Raw genomic sequence first — 20,835 nt, forward strand, 5'->3', positions numbered from 1 at the left:
CTGCGGGCGGTGCTGTGAACGGCGCGACGGCGCAGAAGCTCGCGGACCTGCACGCCCGCCTCGAAAAGGCCCAAGACCCCGGCTCCGAGAAGGCCAAGGCAAAGCGCGACGAAGCAGGCTTCACCACCCCGCGCCAGCGCATCGCCGCGCTGCTGGACGAAGGTACCTTCGTCGAGATCGGTGCCCTCGGCCGCGCGCCGGGCGATGAAGACGCGCCCTACGGCGACGGCGTGGTCACCGGTTACGGCCAGGTCAACGGCCGCACCATTGCCGTGTACGCGCACGATAAGACCGTCTACGGCGGCTCCGTGGGCGAGACGTTCGGCAAGAAGGTCGTGGAGGTCATGGACATGGCCACCCGCATCGGCTGCCCCATCGTTGGTATCAACGACTCCGGTGGCGCCCGCATTCAGGACGCCGTGATGTCCCTAGCTATGTACTCCGAAATCGGCCGCCGCCAGTTGCCGTTGAGCGGACAGAGCCCGCAGATCTCCATTCTGCTCGGCCCCTCCGCTGGCGGTGCCGTGTATGCGCCCGTGACCACGGACTTCGTTGTGGCCGTGGAGGGTCGCACGCAGATGTTCGTCACCGGCCCCGCCGTGATCGAGTCCGTCACCGGCGAGAAGGTCTCCATGGAGGAGCTCGGCGGCGCGCGCCAGCAGGCCCGCAACGGCAACGTCTCCTACGTGGCTCCCTCCGAGGAAGAGGCCTTCAACTACGTCAAGGATCTGCTGGACTTCCTACCCAGCAGCGCGTTCGACCCCACGCCGGAGTTCTGGAGTGCTTCCGACGAGCTGACCGCCCGCGATTACGAGCTCAACGACATCATCCCGGACGACCCGAACGCCGCCTACGACATCATGGACGTGCTCACGCGCATCTTCGATGACGAGAACGTGCTCGAGGTCCAGGAGGATTACGGCTCCAACGTCATCACGGCATTCGCCCGCATCGATGGTCATTCCGTCGGCGTGGTCGCCAACCAGCCCATGGTCTTGGCCGGGTGCCTGGATGCGGACGCTGCCGATAAGGCCGCCCGTTTCATTCGTATTTGCGACGCCTACAACATCCCCTTGGTCTGGGTCGTGGACACGCCTGGATACATGCCCGGCGTGGAGCAGGAAAAGGTGGGCTTGATCCACCGCGGCGCAAAACTGGCCTTCGCCACGGTGGAAGCCAGCGTTCCGAAGATCACCGTGGTCGTGCGCAAGGCCTTCGGCGGTGGCTATGCCGTGATGGGTTCAAAGAACCTGGGCGCGGACATCAACCTGTCGTGGCCCACCGCGCAGATCGCCGTGATGGGCGCGGAGGCGGCCGTGGTGATGATGCAGGGCAAGGCTCTGGCAGCGATGCCGGAGGAGCAGCGCCCGGCGGCGAAGCAGATGTTCATGGACTTCTATAACGCGAACATGACCAGCCCGTACGTGGCTGCGGAGCGTGGCTACCTGGATAGCGTTATTACTCCCGAAGAGACGCGCGTGCGCCTGCGTCAGGCGCTGCGCCAGTTGCAGCACAAGTTCCAGCTGGATCCGCCGAAGAAGCACACGATCATGCCGATGTAGATCGGATCCAGACGGGATCCCGACCGGTTAAGTATGTGAAATCGCTGAGAAAGTGGCGACGGAATAGTAACATTTCGGTCTGCGAAAGCGTTTCAATTATTACGTGACAATCGTGATGAGAGATAACTGATCGATCACGAGGTTAGCGACGTAGCCCCGGCAGGGCACAACCATGCGCACAGTGCTGGCGAGGTGCATGGAGTGCCCGCCGGGAATCTGCCGTCTTTAGCCTCAATTGGAGAGGATCCTGTGGGAGAGAAAGCAACAGTAAAGCAGCGCCTGGAAAACGCCAGGTACGGCGCAGAGGCGCTGGCTTTTGAAGTGAAGACGATTGCGAAGGGCCTCGGCCCCTTGCTGCGCTCCGGTGCCGTGCACCGCGGCGGCGGCTTGAAGACCAAGGCCAAGCTGGTGGAGGGCATCCTCCGCTACCACTTCACCAGTGCTCGGCACGTGTGGTACGCCGCAGAGATCGAGCCCAACCGCCTCGGCCTCATCGACGACATGGGCGAGCGCACCTTTAAGGAGATGCGCAGCGACATTCAGGCCCTCGCTCGGGCTTTCCAGCACCGCGGTCTCGGCAAGGGCTCCCGCATTGGCGTGATGGCCCGGAACTCCCGCGTCATTATCTACCCGCTGACGGCCAAGGGCTTCATCGGCGCGGACATCTACTTGCTCAACCCGGCGTCCTCGCCCACGCAGCTGCAGAAGAGCATCGACGAGCTCGGCATCGAGATAGTCATCCTCGACGAGGAGTTCGCTGGCCACCTACCCGCTGATTACGACAAGGCCACGGTGGTGATCGGCCACGCCGAGGATCTGCATAACCCGAAGGCCCCCAACCCGGAGTGGCCGACCTTCCAGCAGCTCATCGACGATGCCCCCTCCGCCGAGGAAGAGAAGCTGCCCACGTTCCCATCCGCTGGACACATCGTCATCATGAGCTCCGGTACCTCCGGAACCCCGAAGGCCGTGATGCACCGCGAGCCGCTCTTCCCAACCCCTGTCATTGATCTGGCCTACATGATCCCGTGGCGGCCGTTCCAGATGATCCAGCTGACGGCGTCGATGTTCCACTCCTGGGGATGGGCGAACATCAACATCCTGTTCGCGCACCGGTGCACCGCCCTGGTGCGGCGCAAGTTCGACCCGAAGCAGGCCATGGAGGATGTGGAGAACTACAAGGTCAACGGCATCGTGACCTCGCCCATCTTCGTCAAGGAGCAGCTGAAGGTCGCCCAGCAAGGCCACTACGATCACTCCAGCGTGGAGTTCATCGTGAGCTCCGGCAACGCGATGCACGAGGACCTCATCCGCGGACTCAACGAGCAGTTCGGCGAGGTGACCGTGAACTTCTACGGCTCCACGGAGGCTTCCGTGTGCGCCGTGGCGACGAAGGAGGAGCTGGCGAAGGACCCGGCTCTGGCCGGCCGCGCTGTCTCCGGCGTGCGCCTGAAGATCCTGGACGACGACGGCAACGTCCTGCCGCCCAATGTCCCAGGCAGGATCTACACGCGCTGCAGCATGACGATGCGCCGCTACGTTCACGCCCGCGACAAGATGAAGATCAAGCGCGGCCTGCTGGAAATCGGCGACCGCGGCTACATGGATGAGGACGGCCGCCTATACGTGCTGGGTCGCGCCGACGACATGATCATCGTGGGCGGCGAGAACGTCTACCCGCGGTCCATGGAGGAAGTCCTGGCGCCGATGCCCGGCGTGAAGGACCTCTACGCGCACGGTGTGGACGACGAGGAGACCTTCAAGCGCCTGGCCGTGTGGCTGGTGCGCGAGGACTCCGAGGCCGGCCGTGCGCTGACGAAGGAGAGCATCCAGGAGTGGGTGCGTTCCGAGCTGGCTGAGCACTCCGTGCCGCGTGACGTGGTCTTTATGGATCGCCTGCCGCGCAACCCCACCGGCAAGGTGATGCCGCGCATGCTACCGCCGAGCCGGTAGGCCAGGCTCGTAGGCTGAGCTGCTCCCTCCCTAGGAGAAAGATCTCCTGAGGAGCGGAATCCTCTGAGGGGAAGGGGAGCACAAATGACCCCGCCTCCCAACCACATTTCTGGTTGGGAGGCGGGTTTTCCTATGCCCAAGTGGGGCGAGCTGGAGCTAGTCGCCGATCTGAGTGCCCGGGCCGAGATCCAGCTGGTCAGCCTTCACGAAGTAGGTGTCCATCACACCGTTGAGCATCACCAGTTGCGAGGCCAGGGCTTCTGGTTGACCGAGTCCGACCTTGGACAGCTCCTTTTGGAGCTCAATCGGGGCCATGCTGGCATCAAGGGTGATGGGGAAGGTGGTGACTCCGGAGACTTGCGGCGTCACCGTGAGTTTCCGAACGATGATGTGGAAATTTCCGGTGAGCGTCGAAATCTGACCGGGGCCGCTGCGCTGATTACGCGAGACGTAGTTATTCGCCGGGGTTCCGGGGAACTGCACGGAGAGGTTATCGAGGATGGCCTTGTCGGCGTCGATACGCAGGGCGGGCTCGGGGCCACGCGTGGTGGGTTGCTGGATCAGCGAGAACTTTACGTGGCCCACCAGCTTCGTGGAATCGGACTTGATCTCGAACATCGAGTCCTGCACCGGAAGCTCGTCCGGAATCGGGGATGGTGGGGAGAAGTCGAAACGCAAATCCTCGGGAATCTGCGGAGAGTTCGCCAGATCCTGCAGCGACGGGGGAGGGGGCAGCTGCGGTAGCGTGGGGAGCCCCGGAACCTGAGGCGCCTGGGGCTGATTTGTATCCTGCTGCGATGGCTGACCACCCTGACCCGGCTGGGCAGGCTGCTGACCCGGCATTCCCGGCAGCTGAGGAAGCTGGGGAAGCGGGATCTGAGCCTGGGCATTCGGCGCGTCGTAGGTCACCACACCAGCGGCGGTACCCATGGTGACGAGGAGCGCCAGAACGGTGGTCTTGGAGCCCCGGCGCAGCTTGCTCCATGGCTTACGGCGCTTCGGCTCGGCGGTTTCCTCGACTGTGGGGATGACCTGAGTCTCGGACTCGTCGGCGGCCGGCTGGGGATCGAGGGCGGCGGTGTCGTGCTGGTCAGTGTGTTGCAACCGATCAGACTGAGATGCCGTTTCAGCTGGCTCCACCGGCTCCGCTGCCACGCTCGAGGCGGGTACCGTGGCGGCAGAGGCATCAACGGAGGCTTCTTCAGTGTGTTCAGAGTGCTCGGCTTGCTCAGACTGCTCAGGCTGCTCAGACTCGGCTTGTTCAGCTACGTCGTCCGGGTTCTCGGAATCGTAGACAACGTCGCCGTCACGATCCTTGTCCTCCGGAGTCCATGACAACGCCAGCGCGCCACCAATCAGCGCCAGTAGCGTGCCGATGATGAAGCCGCCCAAGTTGGACATTGGCAGCGCCACAATGCCCAGGATCATGGCCGCCACGCCAGCGAGTAGGCGCATCTCCGGCTTGTACCACGCCATGATCGCGCAGGTCGCCAGGAGAGCACCGATCAGCAGCGTGGACACGCCGGAGATCGTCGAGACCTGGATGATGATGTTCGAGACCTCGAACGAAAGGTACGCCGGAGTGACCATGACGATGCCGGAAAGTAACATGAACAGTCCGGCTGCGAACGGTCGGCGCCTACGCCAACCGCCGAAACCAGTAGCGCGTTTGCTACTAGCACTTGGCATTGTCAGGATCCTCCAAAGTGATCTTGCTGCCCGCCGCAGTGAGCTGATCGGCGGAGATGGATGAGGTCTCGATGCCCTGATCCTTCGCGATGATCTCGGAAGCGGTCAGGCCCCACGCGCCCTTCGGGGCGTCGCTATCCACCAAGTTAGCGTCAATGCCGATCTGCGGCTTGTTCAGCGTCAGCGCGCCGCCGATGTTCTTGGCGCCGATGATGAGGTTCTGTGCGGAGAAGTTCTCGCCCGGCACGAGCATCTGGAACTTCTTATCGCCCACACCCGGGATCTTTACCGGGGCGGTCATGCACACGTCGGTAACGTGCGCGTCCTTGATACGCATGCGCGAGATTGCCTCATCGCCGTAGTGCATCTTGTCGGCGTCAGTGAACAGGCTGAATCCCTCTCCACGGAGCTGACCGACTTTCATGTTGAAGAGCGTGTTGGACAGAGCAAGGTTTGCGGAGACGCCGCCCTGAGCGACGGCAACTCCCATACCGGCGGTAGCCAGGAGTCCGACTCCCAGGACGCCGACGAAGCGTAGTTTACGTGTGTGACCCATGCATGTGATGCTACTCACATAGATGTTTGTTTCGAAGCAAAATTCAAAAAAAAGTTTCTGTTTTGAACCCTAAAGCAACAAAACGCCAGGTAAACTGATGTGGTTTTGGTGCAAAAAGCACTAATTTTTCCCGCGTTCGGCCTTTACCCTGACGGCCGTCACAAAAGCGACTAGGAACAGCGCCGCCAGCCACAGCACCAACACGGACCACCCGAAGTCGAAGAAATATCCAGAGATCCATCCCAGCAACGAGCTACCTAGGTAGTAGGACAGGATATAACAGCTCGAGGCCTCAGCGCGGTCATGCGTCGCAACTTCCCCCACCCACGCACTGGCCACCGAGTGGGCCGCGAAGAACGCCGCGGTAAACAGCAGAACCGCAATGAGCGTCGTCACGAAGGATGGAACCAGCAGCAGCAACAGGCTCCCCAGCGCCAGGGCAGTGCACCCGGCCACCACGGAACCGCTGCCGAAGCGCGCCACGTACGTGCCCGCCCGCGCCGATGACCACGTACCGGACAGGTACATGATGAACACCATCGCCGCCAGCGACTCCGGCAGTCCAAAGTGCGAGATCAGCCGGAACCCCAGGTAGTTATACAGCGACACGAACGCGCCCATCATCAAAAACGGCAGTACGAACAGCTTCAGCAACGTGGGGTTGCGCAGGTGTTGCGCAAACGCCTCCACCTCGTGCGACAGGGTGATCTTCTTCGGCGTAAAGAAGCGCTGCTGTGGCAGCAGGAGCACAGTAATGATCGCCATGACCACCGCAAAGATCGCGCTAAGCAGGATCGCGATCCGCCAGCTCGCGAAGTCCAACGTGATGCCGGGGATGAGGCGCCCGATGAGCCCGCCCAGCGAATTGCCGGCGATATAAAAGCCCATAATCCGGGGCAGGTACTTGCGGTCGACCTCCTCCGAAAGGAATGCCATCATCACTGCGGGTACGCCCGCCACCGCGAAGCCCTGCACCAGCCGCACGGCAATGATCGACTGGATCGAGGGCAACAGCACCAGGGCCAGCGACAGCAGCGTGGAGGCCATCACCGAGATCTGAATGATCAGTCGGCGGCCCACCCGTTCCGAGATCACGCTGGCGGGAACCACCATCAGAGCCAAACCGCCAGTCGTGGCGGATACTGTGAGCGCTGTAACTGTTGGCGTCACATGAAAATCATCCGCCAAGGCGGGGAGAATTGCCTGCGTAGCGTACAGGGCATTGTAGGAGGCCAGCCCGGAACAGAGTGAGGCGGCGAGGGCCTTTTTGTAGCCCGCGTCGGTGGGTGTGAGGGGGATGGGTTTTTCTGGCGACGCCATCAGGGGCCTCCTTTTTGCCGTGTCATACTGGGATCGTGAGGGGTGATTCCTGTCACCTCAATTGTGGTGGATGAGAACTCAATTCTGTAAATGCAATAATCAGGCCTTCGTGTCCCAAAATGTGCAACAATTTTGGATATGAAGGAACTTGAGTGGTTCTTGGATCTCGCGCGCACCCAAAACATGGTGGATTCCTCGCTGCACCTGGGGATTAGCCAATCGGCGCTGTCGAGACGGCTGTCGTCTTTGGAGAAGGAGGTCGGCTGCGCGCTGTTCGACCGGCACGGCCGGCACCTCTCGATCAACGAATGCGGCCGAGCGTTGGCGCAACGTGCGGGCGAGGCCACGAGCGTGTGGCAGCGCGGCATCGAGGAAGTGCACCGGCTCATGGATCCGGAAACGGGCACGGTGCGGCTCGATTTCATGCACTCGCTCGGCACGTGGCTGGTGCCCGATCTGCTGGGGAACTACCGCAAGGAACACCCGCAGGTGACGTTCCAACTGGTGCAGGGCGCAGCGCAGGTACTCATCGATCATGTGCTCGCCGGGGATGCGGACGTTGCCCTGGTGGGGCCGAAGCCGACGAGCTTCGTGGAATCCGGGGAGCTGAAGTGGCTGCAGTTGGCCACGCAGCGGCTGGCCCTGGCCGTGCCCGCGACGCATCGGTGGGCAGGGGGGGAGTCGATCAGCATCGCGGAGGCTGTGGATGAGCCGTTCGTGGCCATGCTGCCCGGGTATGGAACGCGGATGCTGCTCGACGAGCTTACGGCCCGCGCCGGGTATCGCCCCCGGCTCGTGTTCGAGTCGATGGAGCTCACCACGCTGGCGGGGTTGGTCTCGGCGGGACTGGGAGTGGCCCTGCTGCCGCTGGGGGATCCGAACATTGTGGTGCCGGGAATGGTAATGCTCCCGCTCACGGAAACCCGTGAACGGGAGCTGGGGATGGTGTGGCGGTCGCACGCCTCGCGGGCGCCGGCCGCCGACGCTTTCCGGGAGTTCGTTGCCAGCCGCGTGCATGCGGGCCAGCCGCAGTGGCACGCCGACTAGCGCCGACTAACGGGGACTAGCGCCGACTAGTTCGTGCCGATGGTGCCGAAGTCGTCCTTCCACGCCACGACAGTGGCGGGGCGAGCCAGGGAGTTGCCGCCATCCGGCCAGTGAGACTTGGTGTTTTCCACGGTGGCTTCCTCGTCCTCGCCTGGGTGCTGAACGTTGACGATCACGCGCTTTTCGAACACCAGCGGGCCACAGGTCTCGGCGCCAGCGGGCACGGTGAGGAACTGCTTGGTCATGCCGCGGGTGTCGCCCTCGAGGGACACGGCGAACAGGCCGTCGTTGGACTTCAGTGCGTTGCCGTCCGTGGCGACCCACAGGTTGCCGAAGGAGTCGAAGGTCACGTTGTCCGGGCAGCTGATCGGGGAAACCTTGGACTTGTCGAAGCCGCCGAAGTAGGTCTCGGCCTCGTTCGGGTCACCACACACGAGCAGCAGGTTCCACTTCATGTCCTCGCCGGTGTGGTTGTCCTCGATCTCGATGATCATGCCGTTCTTGTTCTCCTTGATCGGAGCGTACTCGGCGATGGGGGCATCATTCTTGCCGTCGCGGTTGGCGCCACGGTACTTGTTGTTGGTCAGCGCAGCGTAGACGTTGCCGGTCACGGGGTGCGGCTCAACGTCCTCGGGGCGGTCCATCTTGGTGGCCTTGACCTTGTCGCCAGCCTCGCGGGTGTACACGGCGACCTCTTCGGCGCTCATGCCGTCCACGTGGGACTCAGCGGAGCCGTCCTCCTTGACGGTCAGCAGCTTGATCCACTTGCCGGTGCCGTCGTACTTGCCGTCCTTCGGCAGCTTGCCGGACTCGGAAAAGTCGGGGGAGTTGCCCTCGAAGTTGGCCACGTACAGGGTGCCCTCGTCGAGGATCTTCATGTTCTCGCGGCGGTCCTCCGGGGAGTTGCCGCTGCGGACCTTGCGGGAGGAGACGAACTTGTAGAGGTACTCGAAGCGGGAGTCGTCGCCGGAGTAGGCCACTGCGGTGCCGTCGTTGGTCACGAAGATGTTGGCACCCTCGTGCTTGAAGCGGCCCATGGCGGTGTGCTTGACCGGGCGGGATTCCGGATCCCACGGGTCGATCTCCACCACGTAGTTGAAGCGGTTGGGCTCGTTTTCCACCTTGGTCACGTCGAAGCGATCGTAGAAGCGCTCCCAGTGGCGAGGAGTCTCGGCATCCTCGATGCCGTAGCGCTTGAGGTGCTTGCGAACCTCTTCGTTCTTGACCTTCTCGCCGCCGGCGAAGTACTGGTCCACGTTCTCCTCGCCGGAGAGCACGGTGCCCCACGGGGTCACGCCGCCGGAGCAGTTGTTCAGGGTGCCCAGAACGGTCTTGCCTTCGGGGTCGTCCTGCGTCTTGACCAGGTCGGTGCCGGCGGCGGGGCCGCGGAGCTCGAACTTGGTGCTGCTGTCGATGCGGCGGTTGTACTTGCCCATGACGGGCTTGAGCTTGCCGTCCTTGTCGTTGCCCTCGACCTCAACCACGGTCATGCCGTGGCTGGCCATCTCGATGTCCACCTGCTCCTTGGTGGGGTTGTTGGCATCGTAGCCCGGGAACATCTGCTGCGGGGTGGTGTACTCGTGGTTGCACACCAGCAGGTAGCGGTTGTTTTCACCCTCGATGGGCAGCAGGCCGGCGAAGTCGTTGTTGAAGCCGTACTGCTTCGCTGCGGACTCGGGGGTCTGCTTGTTGATGTCGAACTCAGGCGCGCCCTCGATGACGGGATCGCCCCAGCGGATGACGACCTCGGACTTGTAGCCCTTGGGTACAATAACCTTGTCCTCGGTGTTGGGTGCAACCATGTCGAACTGCAGGCCCTTCGGCGGCTGTACGTCTGCAGCAGCCGAGGAGGAAGCGGAACCGGATGCGGAGGAGGAGCTGGAGCCGCTGCCGCCGTTGTTGGAATCGCTGCAGGCCGCCAGGAAGGAAGCGCCACCGACGGTGACAACTGCGGCGCCACCGGCGCGCAGCGCGGTACGGCGGGAGAAGGTTGCCTTCACGATGTCGCCGAAGTAGCTGTTGTCGGAGGTGTTGGGGACGGGCTTCGAGCAGGCGTCGCCACACTTGTATACGCAGGTGCGGTGCGAACGGCTGGAGGTGAAGTCCATCTTGTCAAGCAGGTTTTTACCCAGAAGGCCCATAGTCAGTGGTTCCCATCGTTGAAACGTTAGTTGTGAACGGGAGAGAGGTTATGGGCCTCAATTGACATCGTGATGGACTGAAGGTGTACGAACGGTTAACTCCGCCGAAATTGTTAGAAATCCTTAGGCAGCGTTTTAGGCCTTTCGCGACCGCAGCCGCAGAATCCCTCGCCACCCCAGCAGCAGGATCGCAGACATGATCGTGGCGACCAGCATGAACGACCAGTGCGGCACCTGACCGTGGCGCAGCCCCCACACCAGCAGCCCCACCACGACGGCGAAGATCCACACCACTACACCAGACGCCATATCGTGCCCACTACCCCCATTGCGCAGCTGCGGCAGCACCCCGAACCACAGCAGCGCCCACGCCAGCGCCACGCCGAGCAGGAACGGCCAGGTGGTATCCAGCCACCCGACGAAGCTCAGCGGCATCTCCGGCGTATTGTGCGCGATCCTCGCCAGCAGCGCGAACACCGCAATGGCGATCACATCGGCGACAAGCGCCGACACGGGGCTTCGATGAGTCGAGCTTCGGTGCGTCCTCGTTGCGTTCATACCTGTCAGTCTAAGCCCTCTCAACTTTCGCCGGTTATCCATATCCGACGCCACAACCTTTCCTCTCCACACCCTCCCCGAGGTATGGCACGCCAGCCCCGGTTCGGGGCTCTAGGTTGGGGCAGTGCTACGCAGAGGCGGAGTCTTGCGCGATTCCGGCCGGTTCGGTCTCCTCGGCAGCGCGGGGGTTAGCCAGCTTGGTGACGAAGAAGACGATCCAGCCCACCAACGCCAGCCCGATGAAGCTAAGCATGCGGAACACGATCACCGAGGCGAAGGCCTGCACGGAGGTCATGGCGCCAAAGCCTACCAGGGTACTCGTCAGCGCGAGATCGACCGGACCCAAGCCACCGGGCGTGACCTGCGCCTGGCCAGCCAGCTTGGCGGTGAGGAAGCTCAAGATGACACCGGCGACCGGCGGTTGCGCGCCGATGGCGAAGATGCAGGCCATGAGGCACAGGATCTCGAAGATCCAGTTCAGCAAGGACGCGGTAATCGCGGCGCTCAGGCGCGGCAGCGGCAGCTTCACGGCGGACAATTGCTGACCCAAACCGAGGATCGCTTCGGTGAAGCGATCCTCCGGCTTGCGCTGCCAGCGGTTGAAGCGCCGAACCTGGCGAAGCAGCCAGTTCTCGACCTGCCGCGGGTGGGTGGCCACCCAGTTCGTGGCGATAGCCAAGGCGATGACGCCCACCACGGACAGCGCCAGCGTCAGCGGCTTCACGGTAAGGCCAAGGAAGAAGATCGAACCGATCGCCAAGATGGCCATGCCACCGCTGGCCAGCACGCCAGACAGCACCATGTACCAGCTGGCGATGACTGGGGTGGCGCCCCACTTCATCTGCTCGCGGAAGATCATGGCGGCGGACAGGGCAGGGCCACCGGGGAAGGTCGCGGACCAGGCATTGGCGGCCAGCCCCAGCATGTTCGCGCTGAGGCGCTTGACCTGCACCCCAGCGCTGCGCATGAGGATCACCATGACCTCGGCCTGCGCCACCATCGACAGGGCCAACGCGAGGACAGCTAGGCTGATCCACTTGTTGTTGGCGTGTTCCAGCTCCCGCCAGCCATCGCCGATGAAGTGCAAGTGCTCCCGGGCAATGACCCCAATCGCAACGATCAGGATCAGAGCCAGGGCAGCTCTCACGGAGGGTTTCTTGAGAAAGGACATCATGAGTGGCGATCACCAGAATCATCGCGGCGATCGTTGACGCGCTTCATGAGCTCGCTAAACGGCAGCGTGCGTTCGTGGCGGGAAGGATCGATGAGTTCGCCGGACGCATCGGTCTCGCCAGCGCGGCCAGCACCGCTACCCATTGCGTGGTGGTTGTACTGATCGTGATGCTCTCTGCGATCCTTGCGGTCCCGGTGTTCCCGGTGCTCCATGGCTTCCGCGAGGTCGGCCACCCGCAGGCGGGAGCCCGTGGTTTCCGCTGCGGATTCGGGGCGAGCACCAGCACCGGCGCCCACTCCAGCGCCGACTGCAGCTGGCACTGCAGCGGAGTGCCCGTCGAGTTGCTCGTTGTGGCCCACCTTCTCAGACAACTTCTGTACCCAGCGCGGAGCCCACCAGTTGTCGTCACGCAACAAGTGCATTACCGCAGGAACGAGGAACATGCGGATGACTGTGGCGTCGAGAATAAGGGCAATGACCATGCCGAACGCGATGTACTTCATCATCACAATCGACGAGAACCCGAACGCCCCACAGACCACAATCATGATCAACGCCGCAGCGGTGATGATGCTGCCCGTCGTGGCGGTGCCGAAGCGGATCGCCTGATCCGTCGACGCGCCGCGCGCCCGCGCCTCCACCATGCGGGAGACGAGGAAGACCTCGTAGTCCGTCGACAGGCCGAAGAGGATCGCGATGATGAGCACCAGCACGGGGCTCATCAGCGGACCCGGGGTGAAGTTGAACAGATCCGCGCCCATGCCGTCCACGAAAATGAGCGTGAGCATGCCCAACGTGGCGCCGATGCCCAAGATGTTCATGATCACCGCCTTGGCCGGGATGATCAGCGAGCCGAAGATCATCGCCATGAGCACAAAGCTGACCACCGCGATGTAGAGCAACATCCACGGCAGCTTGTGGAACAGCGCCTCGATGGACTCGACCTCCAGCGCCGGGGTGCCCGCCACGAGGACAGTCGCGCCGGGTACGTCCAGATTCTCGAGCTCGCGGACGATCCGGCCGTTATCCTCACGATTGACGATGCCGGTGGACAGTACCGTGACATTGTCCTTGGTGGGACGGGTGACCTGGAACGGTCCGGTGAGGCCCTCGATCTGGTAGGTCTTCTGGTAGACGGCAGCGATGGCCTGGTTATCGCCCTCGATGACCAGCTTGATGGGGTCGGTACGGAACTTCGGGAACTCCTCGTTGAAGTGCTCCTGCGCAATGCGGGTCTGGTTAGTCGGCGGCAGGTACGTCTCGTTGATGCCACCCAGCTTGATCCCGGCAATCGGCACGGTCAGGGCCAGCAAGCCAGCGACCACGAGGAACGTGAGCTTCTTCGAGTGACGCATCGCGAAGGCGGGGATCTTGCCCCACATGCCGCTCACCACCTCCGCGCGCTTGCGCGGGCGGCGGCGGATGGCGAACTTATCGATGTTCTTGCCTAGCAGGGCGAAGATGCTCGGCAGCACCGCAACGGACAGCAGCGCGGCCAAGCCCACGGCGGACATTGCGCCGAACGCCACGGACTTCAGGAACGCCTGCGGGAAGATCAACAGGCCGGACAGTGCCACGGCCACCATCGCTGCGGAAAACAGCACGGTCTTACCTGCCGTGGCCGTGGTGTTGCGCACGGCCGTGCGCACGTCGTTGCCTTCCTCCAGCTCCTCGCGGAAGCGAGACACCATGAACAGGCCGTAGTCGATGGCCAGGCCCAGGCCCAGCAGCGTGACCACGGACTGGGCGAACACGTTGATCTGCGTGAACTGCGCCAGGATGGACAGCACACCCATGGATCCCAGGATGGACAGCGCGCCCACCAGCAGCGGGATCAGCGCAGCGACCACGCCGCCGAAGACGAACAACAGCAAAATACCCACCGCGGGCAGGGCGAAGATCTCCGCGCGGTGAATATCCCCGGCCATGCCATCATCGAGGGCATCGGAGATCGCGGTGGCACCGGCGATCTCCACGGTCACACCGGGGGCCTGGATGGACTCCAGTTCGCTCTTGATCTTGCGGAAGTTGATGAGCACATCGTCTTCCACGCCTTGGAGGGACACAATGGCGAAGGCCGCTGTGCCGTCCTCATTGGCCAGCACGGCCGGGCCACCGTTGAAGTAGCTGGTAATGCTCGCGACCGCATCGGGATGGTTCGCCTTGAGCGCATCGAGCTGGGCGCCGATATCCTGCTTCACCGCAGGGGACGTGGCCGATCCCGGCTGGTCGCCGTTGACCAGCACGATGACGTCTCCGTTGGCATCGCGGCCGAACTCCTCCTGCTCCAGCTGCGCAGCGCGGGTGGACTGCGAGTTGGGATCGTCCCAACCCTCCTGGCTCATGCGGTCGCCCAGTTGCAGCCCAAAAATGGCATAGAGAGCCACCACGGCAGAGATGATCACCAGGGGGATCAATCGGCGGAACCGGTATGCGGTATCGCCCCAACTCATGAACACTGTGGGGTCCTCCTTCGGGTCAGACTGGGCTGGGCGGTCGTGTGATGTGGCGACCACCCGGGTGCGCGGTGTGGTGCCACCACGCTGGTGGGGTGCGGACTAATGCGGACTAGTGCGGACTAATCCACGATTAATCCAACAAAGCGGAAAGCGGCCGGAAGGGCTGCAGCCACGCGCCCTCGTCCGGGAGGGAGTCCAGGTTGACGCGCGGCAAGGGTTCGCGGAACACCCCAGGGATGTCCTCTAAGTCTATGAACTCCAGCAGCGGTGATCCGACAGCCCACGTGGCGTGTTCCTGGAAACCCAGCACAAACACGGGGATCTCATCCGCCAGCTCTTCCAACAGATCCTTGAAATTCTGCCCGTCAGCGCTGGCCACCACAAGTCCATCGAGCATTCCTTGTTCGCGACGCAGCCGAATATGCGCCAGCATATTCGGGTCCACATCCGAATCCTCGTCGACTTTTGGCTTGGCGAACACGGCGAAACCAACGTTGCGCAGTGCCTCCACCCACGGGCGCACAACATCGGCGCTACCAGGGGCGATGTTGGTGAACACCGTGGCTTCCGGCTCCACTGCCTCGCCAAAGGTGTTCTCTAATTCCTTGGAGTGATCCAGCAGCCAGCGGCCCACCGCATCGAAGCGAGGGCGATGCGCTGCGTTGGGGCGTCCGCCGAGGATGGACCCCAGCCCCATGTCGATGTTCGGCGCGTCCCATACCAGCAGCAGCCGGGGCGTGGTGGGCTCGTCGTAATCAAGCATGTTCTTCTCCCTCTGCTTCTGCGGCGCCCGCTTTCTTCCGCCACAGGTACTCCTTAATCACGTGGTCTTTATCCAGACCCTTGCCCTCGAACTTCGTGATCACCTGCCGGTCCGTAAGCACCGGAATGTCCTTCATCCCCTCGGCATCGGGCCAGCCCAGGTACTCCAGCTGCTCCTCTACCTCCACGCGCTCGTCGATCCACTCGGCGTAATCCGCATGGTCCGTCGCCACGTGCAGAATCCCGCCGGGCTTCAACCGCGAGGCAATAAGGTGCAACGTGCCCGATTGAATAATGCGGCGCTTGTGGTGACGCGCCTTCGGCCACGGATCCGGGAAGAAAATCCGCACCCCAGCCAGCGACTCCGGCGCGAACATGCGCTGCAGCACCTCCACGCCGTCACCGCGGACCATGCGCACGTTGTCGATATCGCCGCGCACCACGGACCCCAGCAGCTTCGCCAGACCCGGGCGGTACAGTTCCACCGCCACGATGTTCGTCTCCGCTTCCAGCGGCGCCATCGCCGCCGTGGAGGTACCTGTGCCGGACCCGATCTCGACGATCGTTTCGGCGTCGCGACCAAACCAATCCTGCAGGTCAATGACGTTGTCAGAGAGCACAGTGCCCAGCCGCGGCCAGTGCTGCTCCCACAGTGCTTCCTGGTTGTCGGTCAGGGTGCCGCGGCGGAAGCTGAAGTTGCCCAGTCGCGGATAGTCGCGTCCATCGTTAAAATCGGTTTGCAGTGGCCGGCCCTGGGGTAGGGAACCGGTTGAACGAGCATCATTATCTGTCTTATCGGGACTCTTATCAGAATTATTCATCCCGTTCATTGTGGCAGATGTACGGGGGAAAGTGGGGGAAGCTGTGACCAAGACGGTCTCAATTATCGGCCCGGATAGCGCACGGGTGACTGCGTGCGCGGAGAAGCTGCGGGAGCTCGTGCGCCCCGGCACTACGGTCATCGTGGGCGCGGGTCCGGAGGCGCGGCCGGATGTTGTCGTGGCGGTCGTGGGCGATCCCACGGCCGAGGATGTGGATATCGCGCAGGCGGTCTCTGAGTCCGTGGGGTTTGTTGTTCTTATTGTCGACGCCACACCCCGGCCCTGGCCCCACTATCCCGGGTGGCACTCGGTGGAATCCGTTGAGGATGCGGCCACGCTGGTGAACCGCGCGTGTGTGGATCTGACTGCCTGGGCCGGCGATGCCCAACGGGCGGACGCCGAGCGGCTCGAACGGGTGCGCATGGCGATCCGACTGGCCTCGCACCGGATTTCCGCGGAGCTGCTGGGGGAGGTGTTAGGGGAGTCACCGGGCGAGCAGGCGAAGGCGCGCGACCGGAAGGGCGGTGCGGGCTCGGGCGCTGGCGTGAGCGAGTCCGAGGCCGAGCAGCTCCACCACCGCTTCGTGCAACGGCTGCGCGTCGCGGTGGCGGAGCAGGGCGTGTGTTTTCCGCGCGTGGACACGGGGAGCGCAGCTTTGTCCGCCGCACCTCACTCACCTACCGCCCCGCATTCATCCCCGCGACCCACGCGCGAACGCATCTCTGGCTGGGCCCTCGCCGCCGCCGGTGGCCTGGCCGGCGCGGCGGGGGTGGGAGCACTGACGTACCGCATCACCGGCAGCGCCTTCGCGGCCATCGTGGCGGCGCTGCTCGTGTGGTGCGCGCTGGTCGGGGTGCGGCTGTGGCTGGTCCGGTCGCGACACCGCGCAGCCCAGCGGCGTGCCAACGCCCAACGCCTCCGCGAGGTGTGGATCGCGCTCGTCGCGGACGTCATCTCCCGCCTCCACATCCCCCGCATCGCCGACACCATCCCGACCCTCCCGAGAGGACTGAACACCCATGCCCGTTGAGCACTACTTTGACTTCTCCGGCGACGGATTCAACGACCCGCTCGCCCCCCTCGAACCCATCGGCCCCGAAGGCCTCACCACCAGCTACGGCAACCACGGCTTCCTGGTGGACCCGCTCGGCGGCATCGATGACCCCTCCGACGCCACCAGCATCCGACCCCCCATCATCCCCGAGGGGCCACCGCCAGCGAACCCCCTGGAGCACCTCATCAACAGCCCCCACGTCCAGCTCGCGCCTCACCCCGAAGCGGGTGGAGAGGCCAACAGTGAGATGGCGTATCTGTTTTTTGATTACAACGGCCAGCGGTACGCCGTGGGAGCCCCTACCACAACTGGCACTGTGGAATCCATCACATTGGCGGACGACACCACCATGAACATCCTCTCCGACACGAACGGAGACGGGCGGGTCGACTACCTGTCTTCCGTCTGCTTCCAGGGAGGATGGTCAGCCTGGAGTGCTGTGGAGGACGAGGAGGCTGGTGGCGTCGAAGAAAAGACGAGCGATAGCGAGCAACCCCCCGCTACCCCCGATGGTGGTCAGCAAGAGTGGAAAACGGAAACGTGGAAATGTGTGGAACGGGGGGACTGGGGCTAGGGTGTGTTGAGAACCATATGTGGCGAACGCGAAACCTTCTAATAACAGTCCCATTCGCAATTAAAGTAGAGGGTAGGAAACGTTCCACATACCTATCAACGCTCAAAACCTTGAGGGAGAAACAGCGATGACCATTAAAGGGCTTGTCGGCGAGGCACCCACGAACAACAAGGAGCTGCTGAAGTGGATTGAGGAGAGCGTTGAGCTCTTCCAGCCCGATTCCGTAGTTTTTTGTGACGGTTCGGATGAAGAGTGGGATCGACTTGCAGCCCAGCTCGTGGAGCATGGCACCCTCATCAAGCTGGACGAGGAAAAGAACCCCAACTCCTTCCTCGCCCGGTCCAACCCCGCGGACGTGGCCCGCGTGGAGTCCCGCACCTTCATCTGCTCCAAGGACGAGGGCGATGCGGGCCCGACGAACAACTGGGTCGACCCGGAGAAAATGCGCGCTGAGATGCGCGAACACTTCTCCGGCGCGATGCGCGGCCGCACCATGTACATCGTGCCCTTCTGCATGGGCCCCATCAGCGACCCCGAGCCGAAGCTGGGTGTGGAAATCACCGATTCTCCCTACGTGGTCATGTCCATGCGCGTGATGACCCGCATGGGTAAGGAAGCCCTGGACAAGATCGGCGACGACGGCGAGTTCGTCAAGGGCTGGCACTCCGTGGGCGCTCCGCTGGAGGCCGGCGAGGAAGACGTTGCATGGCCCTGCAACGACACCAAGTACATCACCCACTTCCCCGAGGACCGCGAGATCTGGTCCTACGGCTCCGGCTACGGCGGCAACGCCATCCTGGCCAAGAAGTGCTACGCACTGCGCATCGCCTCCGCCATGGCGAAGGACGAGGGCTGGATGGCTGAGCACATGCTCATCCTCAAGCTCATCAGCCCGGAGGGTAAGGACTACTACATCTGCGCCGCATTCCCCTCTGCCTGCGGCAAGACCAACCTCGCCATGATCCAGCCGACCATCGAAGGCTGGAAGGCCGAGGTTGTGGGCGACGACATCGCATGGCTGCGCTTCGGCGAGGACGGCCGCCTGTACGCCGTGAACCCGGAGAACGGCTTCTTCGGCGTGGCACCGGGCACCAACTACGCCTCCAACCCCGTGGCCATGAAGACCATGGAGCCCGGCAACGCGCTGTACACCAACGTTGCCCTCACCGAGGACGGCGACGTGTGGTGGGAGTCCAAGGAAGGCGAGCCGCAGAAGCTCATCGACTGGCTCGGCAACGAGTGGACCCCCGAAGACGGCAGCGTGGCCGCCCACCCCAACTCCCGCTACTGCGTGCCGATCGAGCAGTGCCCCGCGGCCGCACCGGAGTTCAACGACCCGAAGGGTGTGCCGGTCTCCGCAATCCTGTTCGGCGGCCGCCGCCCCGACACCGTGCCGCTGGTGACCCAAGCCCACTCCTGGAACCACGCCACCTACATCGGCGCCACCCTGGCCTCCGGCCAGACTGCCGCCGCTGCCGAGGCCGCAGTGGGATCCCTGCGCCACGACCCCATGGCCATGCTGCCCTTCATCGGCTACAACGCCGGTGACTACTTGCAGCACTGGATTGACATGGGCGAAAAGGGCGGCGACAAGATGCCCGAGGTCTTCCTGGTCAACTGGTTCCGCCGCGGCGAAGACGGCCGCTTCCTGTGGCCCGGATTCGGCGAGAACTCCCGCGTGCTGAAGTGGATCGTGGACCGCATCGAAGGCCGCGTGGAAGCCGACGAGACCGTGGTGGGCTACACCGCCCGCTACGAGGACCTGGACACCGACGGCCTCAAGGAGACCGAGGAGGACATCCGCGAGGCACTGTCCGTGAACCCGGCCGACTGGGATGCCGACATTGCCGACAACGAGGAATGGCTGAAGTTCCTGGGCGACCGCGTTCCCTCCGAGGTCTGGGACGAGTTCAACGACCTCAAGGCTCGCGTGGAGGCTGCGAAGTAGCAGCGCAGCTTAGGACGTCTTTGCTTTTCTTAGGGGCCATTCGCTTAGGGCAGCATGAGATTGGTTGCCACCGTGAAATGCCATCTCTATAACTTGTGGCATGCTATCAACGATTGCCGGTGTGCCTGCGCACCCCCTGTTTGTCCACGCAGCCGTGGTGTTTGCCCCACTCGCTGCGCTCATCAGTATCGCGTGGGCTATTCGCCCGCAAGCCAAGACGCTCGGCTACACCGCCGCAGCCGTCAACCTTCTATCCCTCGGCTTCACCTGGCTCGCCCGCTCCTCGGGTGAGACGCTGCTGAAGATGCAGGGCTTCACCGAAGAAGACCCGGGCCCGCTGGCCAAGCACGCCGAATACGCTAACTACCTCACGGGCAGCGTGATCGCCCTCGGCGCCGTGGTGCTGGGGTTCTTCGTGATCAGCCGTTTCGTGGCTATGCCCGGCTGGCTGCTCACCTTAGTTCGAGTGCTGACCATCGTTGCCGCCATCGCTGTGATCGTCACGGTCATCATGACTGGTCACGAAGGCGCTATGCAGGTCTGGAACAATGACGAGACCGCCCCAGCTCGCTAGTCTGGGGTTATGAGTACCACAGAGAACACCAGCACGAACACCACCAACTTCGCTGATACCGCCGATGGTGCTGACCATTGGAAGGTCAGCAACTCGGTCGATATCAACGCCGCAGCCGAGCACGTCTACGACCTCATCTCCGATGTCACCCGCACCGGGGAATGGTCGCCGACGTGCAAGTGGTGCGAATGGCTCGGCGAAGCTGGCAAGGTCGGCAGCCGATTCAAGGGGCACAACGAGACCCCGGAGCGCACTTGGGAAACCGAATCCGAGGTGGTTGCTGCAGATCGCCCGCACGAGTTCGCTTGGGTTGTTGGCCCCGACGCCGTTGAGGGCGGTTTTGTCCGTTGGGGGTACCGCGTCGAAGAGATCGATGCTGGTACACGACTCCACGAGGATTGGGACTTCCACCAGCCGGGCCGCGACGCCTTCTTCAAGAAGTGGGGCGACCGAGGCGCATCCGAGGCAGAAGAGCGGCGCAACTCCGCTATCAAAGGCATCCCCGAGACGTTGGCTGCCATCAAGAAGGTCGCCGAGTCGGGAAAGTAGGTCCGGTTCGCGAAAGCTGGCGCCGGTATAGACCTGACACCCGCACAGATGTGGCACCGGCACAGACCTGACACCTGAACGACAACAAGCCCGG

17 protein-coding genes are annotated in these 20,835 nt (G+C 63.3%); 8 read left to right on the plus strand and 9 right to left on the minus strand.

Annotation, left to right across the window (positions count from 1 at the left end; all coding sequences use genetic code 11):
- Positions 1 to 14 precede the first annotated feature (14 nt).
- Both LA343_RS02835 and LA343_RS02840 read left to right on the plus strand, forming a co-directional pair.
- Positions 15 to 1,562, plus strand: coding sequence for an acyl-CoA carboxylase subunit beta (locus LA343_RS02835; RefSeq protein WP_039911070.1), 1,548 nt, complete (start codon positions 15 to 17; stop codon positions 1,560 to 1,562).
- 249 nt (positions 1,563 to 1,811) lie between these two features.
- Positions 1,812 to 3,515 (plus strand): AMP-binding protein, encoded by a 1,704-nt coding sequence (locus LA343_RS02840; RefSeq protein ID WP_039910834.1) that lies wholly within the window; start codon positions 1,812 to 1,814, stop codon positions 3,513 to 3,515.
- Between the two features lie 156 nt (positions 3,516 to 3,671).
- Here LA343_RS02840 and LA343_RS02845 read toward each other — a convergent pair whose 3' ends face one another.
- The 3 genes from LA343_RS02845 to LA343_RS02855 all read right to left on the minus strand — a co-directional run bounded on the left by LA343_RS02845 (position 3,672) and on the right by LA343_RS02855 (position 7,080).
- Positions 3,672 to 5,126, minus strand: coding sequence for a DUF6114 domain-containing protein (locus LA343_RS02845; protein ID WP_374957161.1), 1,455 nt, complete (start codon positions 5,124 to 5,126; stop codon positions 3,672 to 3,674).
- Positions 5,127 to 5,190: 64 nt separating this feature from the next.
- Entirely contained in the window at positions 5,191 to 5,760 is a 570-nt protein-coding gene (locus tag LA343_RS02850) for a DUF6230 family protein (protein ID WP_025401852.1), read from the minus strand.
- 120 nt (positions 5,761 to 5,880) lie between these two features.
- Positions 5,881 to 7,080 carry an MFS transporter gene (locus tag LA343_RS02855; RefSeq protein WP_025401853.1) on the minus strand — a complete coding sequence of 400 codons (1,200 nt, stop codon included), beginning with the start codon at positions 7,078 to 7,080 and terminating at the stop codon, positions 5,881 to 5,883.
- 138 nt (positions 7,081 to 7,218) lie between these two features.
- On the opposite strand from LA343_RS02855, the gene LA343_RS02860 reads away from it, so the two are divergent.
- On the plus strand, positions 7,219 to 8,127 hold the full coding sequence (locus LA343_RS02860; protein ID WP_039910835.1) for a LysR family transcriptional regulator: 909 nt from the start codon (positions 7,219 to 7,221) through the stop codon (positions 8,125 to 8,127).
- Positions 8,128 to 8,153: 26 nt separating this feature from the next.
- Here LA343_RS02860 and LA343_RS02865 read toward each other — a convergent pair whose 3' ends face one another.
- From LA343_RS02865 to trmB, 6 genes are all read right to left on the minus strand, one after another.
- Positions 8,154 to 10,268 carry a PhoX family protein gene (locus LA343_RS02865; RefSeq protein WP_025401855.1) on the minus strand — a complete coding sequence of 705 codons (2,115 nt, stop codon included), beginning with the start codon at positions 10,266 to 10,268 and terminating at the stop codon, positions 8,154 to 8,156.
- A gap of 135 nt (positions 10,269 to 10,403) precedes the next feature.
- Positions 10,404 to 10,826 (minus strand): DUF3054 domain-containing protein, encoded by a 423-nt coding sequence (locus LA343_RS02870; protein WP_052337496.1) that lies wholly within the window; start codon positions 10,824 to 10,826, stop codon positions 10,404 to 10,406.
- Positions 10,827 to 10,953: 127 nt separating this feature from the next.
- Positions 10,954 to 12,000, minus strand: coding sequence for a lysylphosphatidylglycerol synthase transmembrane domain-containing protein (locus LA343_RS02875; RefSeq protein ID WP_025401857.1), 1,047 nt, complete (start codon positions 11,998 to 12,000; stop codon positions 10,954 to 10,956).
- The gene (locus tag LA343_RS02880) at positions 11,997 to 14,459 is read right to left on the minus strand and encodes an MMPL family transporter (protein ID WP_025401858.1); all 2,463 of its coding nucleotides are present in this window, start codon (positions 14,457 to 14,459) and stop codon (positions 11,997 to 11,999) included. The genes LA343_RS02875 and LA343_RS02880 overlap by 4 nt, the downstream gene beginning before the upstream one ends.
- 130 nt (positions 14,460 to 14,589) lie before the next feature.
- Complete coding sequence (locus tag LA343_RS02885) at positions 14,590 to 15,222, minus strand: PIN domain-containing protein (RefSeq protein ID WP_025401859.1); 633 nt, start codon at positions 15,220 to 15,222, stop codon at positions 14,590 to 14,592.
- Positions 15,215 to 16,051: a tRNA (guanosine(46)-N7)-methyltransferase TrmB gene (gene trmB, locus LA343_RS02890; RefSeq protein WP_052337497.1), complete on the minus strand. Its 837-nt coding sequence runs from the start codon at positions 16,049 to 16,051 to the stop codon at positions 15,215 to 15,217. Before trmB ends, LA343_RS02885 begins: the two co-directional genes overlap by 8 nt.
- Before the next feature lie 34 nt (positions 16,052 to 16,085).
- On the opposite strand from trmB, the gene LA343_RS02895 reads away from it, so the two are divergent.
- The 5 genes from LA343_RS02895 to LA343_RS02915 all read left to right on the plus strand — a co-directional run bounded on the left by LA343_RS02895 (position 16,086) and on the right by LA343_RS02915 (position 20,741).
- The gene (locus tag LA343_RS02895; RefSeq protein ID WP_025401862.1) at positions 16,086 to 17,072 is read left to right on the plus strand and encodes a hypothetical protein; all 987 of its coding nucleotides are present in this window, start codon (positions 16,086 to 16,088) and stop codon (positions 17,070 to 17,072) included.
- On the plus strand, positions 17,062 to 17,670 hold the full coding sequence (locus LA343_RS02900) for a hypothetical protein (RefSeq protein WP_025401863.1): 609 nt from the start codon (positions 17,062 to 17,064) through the stop codon (positions 17,668 to 17,670). The genes LA343_RS02895 and LA343_RS02900 overlap by 11 nt, the downstream gene beginning before the upstream one ends.
- A gap of 127 nt (positions 17,671 to 17,797) precedes the next feature.
- Positions 17,798 to 19,618: a phosphoenolpyruvate carboxykinase (GTP) gene (locus tag LA343_RS02905; protein ID WP_025401864.1), complete on the plus strand. Its 1,821-nt coding sequence runs from the start codon at positions 17,798 to 17,800 to the stop codon at positions 19,616 to 19,618.
- A 100-nt stretch (positions 19,619 to 19,718) separates the two neighbouring features.
- Positions 19,719 to 20,192, plus strand: a complete 474-nt coding sequence (locus LA343_RS02910) for a DUF2231 domain-containing protein (RefSeq protein ID WP_119665013.1) — start codon at positions 19,719 to 19,721, stop codon at positions 20,190 to 20,192.
- Positions 20,193 to 20,201: 9 nt separating this feature from the next.
- On the plus strand, positions 20,202 to 20,741 hold the full coding sequence (locus LA343_RS02915) for an SRPBCC family protein (RefSeq protein WP_025401866.1): 540 nt from the start codon (positions 20,202 to 20,204) through the stop codon (positions 20,739 to 20,741).
- Positions 20,742 to 20,835 lie beyond the last annotated feature (94 nt).

The organism is Corynebacterium falsenii (assembly GCF_020099275.1).
Classification (GTDB): Bacteria; Actinomycetota; Actinomycetes; order Mycobacteriales; family Mycobacteriaceae; genus Corynebacterium; species Corynebacterium falsenii.